The organism is Arthrobacter sp. 7Tela_A1, from assembly GCF_049311065.1.
In the GTDB taxonomy this organism is placed as follows: Bacteria; Actinomycetota; Actinomycetes; order Actinomycetales; family Micrococcaceae; genus Arthrobacter_B.
In genome coordinates this window covers 24,247-31,810 of record NZ_JAXIOO010000037.1, presented here as the reverse complement: position 1 = coordinate 31,810, position 7,564 = coordinate 24,247, and the positions used below count along the sequence as shown (strand labels likewise).

The 7,564-nt window shown below is 62.8% G+C and carries 6 protein-coding genes and 1 pseudogene; 6 read left to right on the top strand and 1 reads right to left on the bottom strand.

Features of this window, described 5'->3' with window-relative positions:
* Window positions 1-149 precede the first annotated feature (149 nt).
* Window positions 150-1,388 carry a 2-hydroxyacyl-CoA dehydratase gene (locus TVB01_RS13690; RefSeq protein WP_422456470.1) on the top strand — a complete coding sequence of 413 codons (1,239 nt, stop codon included), beginning with the start codon at window positions 150-152 and terminating at the stop codon, window positions 1,386-1,388.
* 59 nt (window positions 1,389-1,447) lie between these two features.
* Window positions 1,448-2,671 (top strand): MFS transporter, encoded by a 1,224-nt coding sequence (locus TVB01_RS13685; protein ID WP_422456469.1) that lies wholly within the window; start codon window positions 1,448-1,450, stop codon window positions 2,669-2,671.
* An 8-nt stretch (window positions 2,672-2,679) separates the two neighbouring features.
* Here the strand turns inward: TVB01_RS13685 and TVB01_RS13680 are convergent, their stop codons facing one another.
* Window positions 2,680-3,273 (bottom strand): MarR family winged helix-turn-helix transcriptional regulator, encoded by a 594-nt coding sequence (locus tag TVB01_RS13680; RefSeq protein ID WP_422456468.1) that lies wholly within the window; start codon window positions 3,271-3,273, stop codon window positions 2,680-2,682.
* Between the two features lie 206 nt (window positions 3,274-3,479).
* Here TVB01_RS13680 and TVB01_RS13675 point away from each other — a divergent pair, with 206 nt between their 5' ends.
* From TVB01_RS13675 to TVB01_RS13660, 4 genes and pseudogenes are all read left to right on the top strand, one after another.
* Window positions 3,480-4,244: an SCO1664 family protein gene (locus TVB01_RS13675; RefSeq protein WP_422456467.1), complete on the top strand. Its 765-nt coding sequence runs from the start codon at window positions 3,480-3,482 to the stop codon at window positions 4,242-4,244.
* Between the two features lie 368 nt (window positions 4,245-4,612).
* Window positions 4,613-5,149: a helix-turn-helix domain-containing protein gene (locus TVB01_RS13670; RefSeq protein WP_422456466.1), complete on the top strand. Its 537-nt coding sequence runs from the start codon at window positions 4,613-4,615 to the stop codon at window positions 5,147-5,149.
* The gene (locus TVB01_RS13665) at window positions 5,146-6,426 is read left to right on the top strand and encodes a type II toxin-antitoxin system HipA family toxin (protein ID WP_422456465.1); all 1,281 of its coding nucleotides are present in this window, start codon (window positions 5,146-5,148) and stop codon (window positions 6,424-6,426) included. Before TVB01_RS13670 ends, TVB01_RS13665 begins: the two co-directional genes overlap by 4 nt.
* A 386-nt stretch (window positions 6,427-6,812) precedes the next feature.
* A pseudogene (locus tag TVB01_RS13660) lies at window positions 6,813-7,563 on the top strand (IS110 family transposase).
* The last annotated feature ends 1 nt before the right edge of the window (window position 7,564 follow it).

Below are 7,564 nucleotides of genomic sequence, written 5' to 3'. Positions count from 1 at the left end.
GGGGGGGGGGGCGCGCGCGGGCCGGCGGGGGGGGGGGGCCCCGCCCGCGGAACGTGGCGCGCCGGCGGCGTCCGCGTGCCCGCCGACGGCGCCGCCGCTGCCGCCGCCGACCTTATTGCCAGCGTCCAGTTGTCCGGGGAGATTGCCTCATGACCGACCATCGACTCCGTTCAGCCGTGGCCGCTACGCGCTACCAGAAGGAATGGTTCCAGTCGGTGCGCCAGCGGGCCGCGGCAGGCGAACCGATTGCCCTGTTGAATGCCGATGCCCCGCACGAAGTCTTCCGGGCCCTGGACATCCCCTACGTGGTGACGCAGTGGTGGTCCTCCATCATCGCGGCCAAGCGCGCCGGACCCGCCTCCATGGAGCGGCTGGCCGCCCGCGGGCTGCCCGACTTCAGCCAGCAGTACGACGCGATGCCGCTGGGCGAGCAACTGCTCGACGCCGATGACCGCCCCTGGGGCGGGTTGCCGGCGCCGCGGTTCGCTGTGGCCGAGCGCAGCGGTGACGTTACCGCCAAGATCTTCGAGCAGTGGGGCAGGCTCCCGGGCACGGAAACGTTCCTCCTCTCCCGCACGGGCGCTGACCCGCTGCCGGACCGGTGGTGGGAGCTGGTGCCGCACGACTGGGAGAAGGCCTTCGGCTCGGACCGGCTGGATCTGCTGCAGGGTGAAATCGAGGAGCTGATTGGCTGGCTGGAGGAGCGCACCGGCCGCACGCTGGACCGGGACCGGCTGGCGGAGATCATGGACCTGGGCAACCAGCAGGCCGAATGGAACCGCAAGACCCGGGACCTCATTGCCTCCGCACCATTCGCCCCCGTCCTGGTGAATGACACGATGCCCGCCGTCATGGCACCGCAGTGGCAGCGCGGCACCACCTGGGCGGTGGACGCCGCTCGATCCCTGTATGCGGAAACCGCGCAGCGGGTGGCCGACGGCGTTGCCGTATGTCCCGGGGAGAAGCGGCGGCTGATGTGGGTGGGCCGAGGCCTGTGGTCCGATCTGGGCCTGTACACCCGGTTCCAGGAAGAATTCGGCGCGGTGTTCGTGTGGTCGATGTACCTGGCGATCGCCGCTGACGGGTACCTGCGCTACGGCGATGACCCGGTCCGGGCGCTGGCCGCCCGCTTCGTCGGGATCACGGACCAGCTCTATGTGCCGCCGTGGTCCGCCCAGTGGTACGTGAAGGAGGCGCTGAGCCATCGGGTGGACGGGGTGGTGCATCTGGTGGCGGACGATACCCCGGGCAGCGGCTTCATTACCGAAGCCCTGGAGGCTGAGGGGATTCCGGTGCTGGACATCCGGGCCAACAACGCCGACCAGCGCTCCAGCGACGCCGCCCGCATCCCTGAGCGGATGGCCGAGTTTATCCGCGACCGTGTCTGATTCCGTCTGCCGTTTCCGCTGCCCGGCCCGGCCCCGTCATGGGTGAGGGCGGCGGGCGGATGGGCCCGTTCCGGTATCCGAACTTCTCCTGGTACTTCACGGGGCAGGTTCTCTCCAACACCGGGGTCTGGTTTCAGAACCTCGCCCTGCAGCTGGTGGTTCTGGGGGCGACCGGCAGTGCCCAGGCGCTGAGCGGAATCACTATCGCCCAGTTCCTGCCGATCTTCCTGCTTGGCATACCCGCGGGGCGGTTGCTGGACAGGGTGGCACCGCGCACTGTGCTGTTGGTGACGTCGTTGGCTTCCGCGGTTGTCACCGCCAGCCTGGTCTTTGTGGTGACGCGGGATCCGGACCTGTGGCTGCTCTACGGGATGGTGGGGGTGCTGGGCTCGGTCCAGGCGTTTGAACGGGTGGCCGCGCAGACCATCATCTTCGAGCTGGTGGGCCCGGACGGTCTGTCCCGGGCTGCGTCCATCAGCACCATTTCGCTGGCCGCTGCCCGATCTGTGGGTCCGGCGCTGGCCGGACTCGCTTTCCAGGGACTCGGGCCCAGCGCGTGCATCCTGATCAATGCTGCCGCCTACCTGCTGGTGTTCGCGTCGCGGCTGCGGATCCGTCCGGACGAGCTGCACCGGCGGGCGTCCCTAGACCGGCAGCGGGAAAGGGATGGCAGCAGGACCCCGGGCGGGCCCGGGGCTAAGGCCCTGGACGGCTCGGCGGCGGGCGCCTTCCGGCGAAGCCGGGACGTGAACACCCTGCTGATCGTGAACGTGGTGATTGCCCTTCTGGCCATGAACTTCGGGCTGGTTCTCACCTCTACCGTGAATCTCTCCTACGGCGGTGATGCCGGCGCGGTGGGAGCTGTCCACACCCTTAACGCCGTGGGCGCGATCCTCGGAGGCATCCTGGCTGCCCGGAGGCCACGGGTGTCGGTGCGGTCCATGATTGCGGCAACAAGTGTTTTCGGTGCTGCGCTGGCGCTGAATGCTGCGGCTCCCACGCTCCTGCTGTTTCTGGCGGCTGCTCCGGTGCTGGGCATTGCGGTGGGTTATTACCAGGGGATTGTGAACGCTGCTGCGCAGGAATCCGTGCGGCCGCAGTTCATTGGGCGCATGATGTCGCTGATGACTATGGGGAGTTACGGCATGGTGCCGTTTGGCGCGCTGCTGATGGGCTGGGTGATCGATGCCAGCTCCGGCCGGGTCGCTCTGGCCGTCTCCGCGGTGAGCGCCTTTGCCTGTCTGGTGGTTGTACTGGTCCGGACGCGGCCCGTTTCTCGGTAAGGCGCTTGTCAGGCGTCCGGGTTGGCGTCGTCGGCTTCTCGATTGAGGCCTTTGAGACGGCTGGCGGCCAGTCGGGACGGGACGTGCCTCGGGCGGCTGGTGATTTGTCGGCGGTGAACTGCCGCTGCCTCCGCTTCATCGTCTCCGAAGTATCCGCCCGCAAGGACCTCGGCGGCGTGGTCAAGGACGCCGACGATTGAGTTGCCCAGGTCCTCGCCGATTTCGCCGGTCAGGCGCTGTTCGTGGTCGCGCAGTTCTTGGGTGCAGGCCTGCACAACGTCCCAGCCAGCTTCGGTGAGCTGCACGAGGCGTATGCGGCGGTTGGTGGGGTGGCTTCCCCGTTCCACGAGTCCCAGTTCGAGGAGTTCGTTCGCCACGAGGTGCGCGGCCTGGGAGCTGACGAAGGTCCGCCGCCCAAGCTGGGCGTTGGAGAGCGGCAGCCCCTCCCCCAGCACCTGAAGCACGAGGAACTGGGACAGCGTCACGCCGTGGGCCAGTGCCAGGTTCTCCGTGAACCGGTCGAGTGCCCTGCCGAGACGATAGGCCGTGTAATTCAGGCGGTTTGTGGCCGGCTCGCCGCGTTCGTCTCGTTCAAGCTCCATCTGGGGAGAATATCAAGTTATTTGCGATGTTCGGCCGTCGGCGGAAGTGAAGACATGCGCTGGGCAGAGATCCACCGGAGCATGTCTTCAGAGCGGCGTCGAGGTCTAACCCATCGAAGAAATTGATGAAGACGACGATGCTGACGCCGCCACAGTGCTGCGGGCGCCGATGCCGACGGCCACACCTGAACCTTCCCCGAGGCCTAATGCCGGCGCCTGACCTGATGACCGCCGAGCAGACGCTCACCGGGCGGATTACGACGGCGTCGAACGCCACCTTCCTGGGCAGCATCAGCGACTCGGCTGTCGTCACCAAACCCCTTGCGGGCGAGAAGCCGCTGTGGGATTTACCCGACGGCTGCCTGGCGCACCGCGAAGTGGCTACGTACGTGGCGTCGGAGGCCCTGGACTGGAACATGGTGCCGCGGACCTGGCTGCGGGATGGTCCGCTCGGCGAAGGGATGGTGCATCTCTGGCAGGAGACCGACCCCGAGCAGAACGCCGTGGACCTGGTGTCTGTGGAGGATGTGCCCGACTCTGGGTGGAAGCTTGTGTTGGAGGGTGAGGACCAGGCCGGGCGGATCGTCGCCCTCATTCACGAAGACACCCCGGCGCTGCGGCGGATGGCGGCGTTCGACGTCGTCTTCAACAATGCGGACCGCAAAGGGGACCATGTCCTCGCCTTGGCCGACGGGCACCGGTACGGTGTGGACCGCAGCCTCACCTTCCACGGCGACCACAAGCTGCGGACCGCGCTGTGGGGCTGGATCGGCGAGGCGTTGAGCGCCGAGGAACTCGGGGCCTTGAGCGTCTTCTTTCGGGGTTGGAGGGCGAGCTCAGCGCGAACCTGGTGGAGCTGCTCACTGCCGGAAGATCGCACCACACACTGCTCGCTGTGCCCGGTTGCGTTCCACGGCGCGATTCCCCCTCCGAGAAGCGAGATGCCCGGGGTTCCCTGGCCGCTGTTCTAAGTAGCCCGCCCGGTGGGCAGATCTGCGGAGCCGCGGAGGCCGCCGTCGGGCCGTCCAGTGATGTGCGGTCCCGTTGTGGGTCTGCACGATGCTCCTGGTGGTCATTCCCAGGCCGATTCCGGCCTGGTCCGAGCGCACACGATCGGCTCCCCGCCGTGTTCGCTACGACCAGTTCCACGCTCCGGCGGTGTGAATTGTCATGGTCATAACCCACACGGTGCCTTCGTCGGGCAAGTTGTGGATGATCCCTAACTCTGCCCTTAGCACGACTCTTCAGAAGCATAAGAACTCCAATGTAACCGCTTGTACACCATCTGGGATGTGTCGTTTTGTACACATGCAATGTCCCTGCTCGTGCACATTCGCAAATGTGGTGGTATGTTCACACTATGAGGCGACCGATTACCAATACCAGTCAACTCGGTACTGCTGTGCATGATGCCCGCAAGCGCGCTGGCATGACCCAGGCCGTACTGGCGGCCCGTGCTGGGGTATCAAGGAAATGGCTCATCGGCCTGGAACAAGGTGCACGCACAGGGGCTGAGCTTGGGAAAGTTTTCGATGTACTGCGTGCCCTAAACCTCTCCATCACCCTGGGTCCACTCATCGAAGCTACACAGTCGGGGGCTGTGGAAACTTCTTCCAATAGCAACGCAAACTTCGGCCCCATCCATAGCCCTGCGGGGGGCACTTCCACCAACTCCGCAACCCTCAACAACCTCCGCCGCTCCACCCAACCCTCAGCGGAAGTCGCCGAAATCCTACGCCGCGTCACATCCTCCAACTCCGCAACCCTCAACAACCTCCGCCGCTCCACCCAACCCTCAGCGGAAGTCGCCGAAATCCTACGCCGCACCAGACCGCCACAAGCAGCCAAACCCGACGAGCAGGAAAATGGCAAATGAAGACTCTGCTTGTACTCCTTCATAAACAAATCGTAGGGCTCCTAGAGCAGAACGACCATGGCCGACGAACCTTTAGATATGTAGAGAATACTAATCCATACCCTGATATTTCGTCAGCCCTACCATATCGATTAAGCCCGTACCCGCAGCGACAAACGGACGCATTTATCAATGGCCTATTACCCGAAGGAGTCGGAGTCCGTGAATCTCTTGGAAAAGAGTTTCGAATATCGTCGGACAATCCTTTTGCACTCTTAGAACATATCGGAATGGACTGCGCTGGAGCTATTCAGTTTGTATCGCCAAATGAATTTGAGGCAGCCATTTCCGACGAGGGTAAACTTGTGCCATTTACGGATGAGCAAATTGGTAGCCGGTTGCGCTCTCTCATCTCGGAACCTAAAGGATCCTGGATCGTCAATAGGGAAAGGTGGTCCCTCGCTGGTGCGCAGTCGAAGTTTGCGCTCCGTTGGAATGACGGGTGGTTCGAAGCTGAAGGAGCGGAAGCAACGACGCATATTATCAAACCCGGTATACACGATTTCAGCGATCAAGCCCTCAATGAGCACCTGTCACTTCGTGCTTTAGGTAAGGCAGGTCTGGCCGTGGCGAACACGGAATTTCGTGACTTTGATGGCTCAACGGCAATCGTTATTGAGCGCTATGATCGGCTCGTAAGGGATGGCAGGGTAATTCGCATCCACCAAGAGGATTTTTGCCAAGCAACGTCTACACCCCCGAACAAGAAATATGAGTCAGATGGTGGACCTAACGCCATAAGAATCATTAGAACGTTGAGACATGTTGGTGCGGACGAGGAACAAGTTCAACGTTTCGTCGAAGGCCTAATTGGGAACTATCTCCTAGGTGCCCCTGATGCCCATGCAAAAAATTATTCTATTATTTTGGATTCTGGAACCGCGTTCCTGGCACCCCTATACGATATTGCCTCTGGACTTCCGTACAGCTATACAGACGACGACGGGGTAGCACGTAAGCGAGAGGGCCTTAGAACCGCTGCCATGGCGATTGGCGGTGAAAGAAGATTTGGCATGGTCGCCAGGCGACACTGGGTAAGGTTTGCTTCGGACGCCGATCTCAACGAGGAATGGCTTATAGCCACTGTGAGAGCGCTTGCTGTACTCCTTCCAGACATGATGAATGAGGTCTTCCAAGAGGAAGCAGAAGCTATCGGAGATAGCGAACTTCCTCACCGGTTGCAAGGACCTCTAAGGGATCTCTGCGACTCGACGCTAACACTGCTCGATCGCGATTAGGTATCTCTGGTTCTGTTCGCGCAGCCGTTACTTCGTTCTCCCATGAACACGCAGACATCGCTGCAGTTTTTGCTAATCGAGAAGCAGACTTCCTCGCCGAAACAGTCTTGCTCGGCCCATGGTCGACGCTCGATGCCCCCGTTGCCTTTTTCGTAGCCCGTTCCTGATGCAGGATATGGGGTGTGTTGGCCGGTCGGTTCAGGCATGGTTTTTGCCCCCAGTCATCAATGATCCGGGGGGGTGTTGCCACCGGAACCGACATGGCAGCCGGGGAAACGCTAATAGAGGCAGACCCAGCGGTTCTTCGTAACGCGGATGCAACTCCTGCCGCCGGAACCAGCCAACACCGTCAGTCTCACTGCGAATAGAAGGGGCTAATCATCATTCTGGAGCACGAAAGTATCGATGTTTTCCTTGGCCTGGACGTCGGCAAAACCGGCCACCACGCGGTAGCCCTGAACCGGGCCGGAAAGAAGCTCTACGGCAAGGCCCTGCCGCAGGACGAAACGAAGATGCGGGACATCATCAGCAAGCTCACCGGCCATGGGAACGTCCTCGTCGGTGTGGATCAGCCCGCGAGCATCGGAGCGCTGCCGGGTGCGGTCGCCCGCGCCACCGGAGCAACCATGGGCCACCTACCGGGCCTGGCGACACGGCGGATCGCGGACCTCCACCCGAACCAGGCGAAAACCAACCCTGGCCGAACTCACGGTGCTCTATGGGTTCGATGACGACCTCACCGCACAAATCACCGCCACGTCTAACCGGATCCGCGGGGGGGGGGCTACTCACCCAAATCCATCCAGCCTTGGAACGGGCTCTGGGCCCGCACCTGGACCACCCCGCGGTGGTAGGAATAGCACCGGTCATCCGCCGCTCCGGAACCTCGATCCGCGGAGAGCGTCCAAGCCGGCGCGGCAACAAAAAAACTCAAACGCGCCCTGCTCCTCTCCGCCTTCGCCGCCCTGCATCACCCACCATCCAAAGCGTATTACGACCGCAGACGTGCGGAGAGGAACGCCACAACCAGCCATCATCGCCCTGGCCCGGCGTCGTCCAGATGTCCTTTTTGCTATGCTCCGCGACGGCACCCTCAACGAAGACCCGGCGCCGAAGAACCTGCCTTCAGCGGCTTGAC

Excerpts from the sequence above, each read along its gene's own strand:
- TVB01_RS13690 (WP_422456470.1), top strand. The coding sequence starts at position 150 with ATGACCGACCATCGACTCCGTTCAGCCGTGGCCGCTACGCGCTACCAG.
- TVB01_RS13685 (WP_422456469.1), top strand. The coding sequence starts at position 1,448 with ATGGGCCCGTTCCGGTATCCGAACTTCTCCTGGTACTTCACGGGGCAG.
- TVB01_RS13680 (WP_422456468.1), bottom strand. The coding sequence starts at position 3,273 with ATGGAGCTTGAACGAGACGAACGCGGCGAGCCGGCCACAAACCGCCTG.
- TVB01_RS13675 (WP_422456467.1), top strand. The coding sequence starts at position 3,480 with ATGCCGGCGCCTGACCTGATGACCGCCGAGCAGACGCTCACCGGGCGG.
- TVB01_RS13670 (WP_422456466.1), top strand. The coding sequence starts at position 4,613 with ATGTGGTGGTATGTTCACACTATGAGGCGACCGATTACCAATACCAGT.
- TVB01_RS13665 (WP_422456465.1), top strand. The coding sequence starts at position 5,146 with ATGAAGACTCTGCTTGTACTCCTTCATAAACAAATCGTAGGGCTCCTA.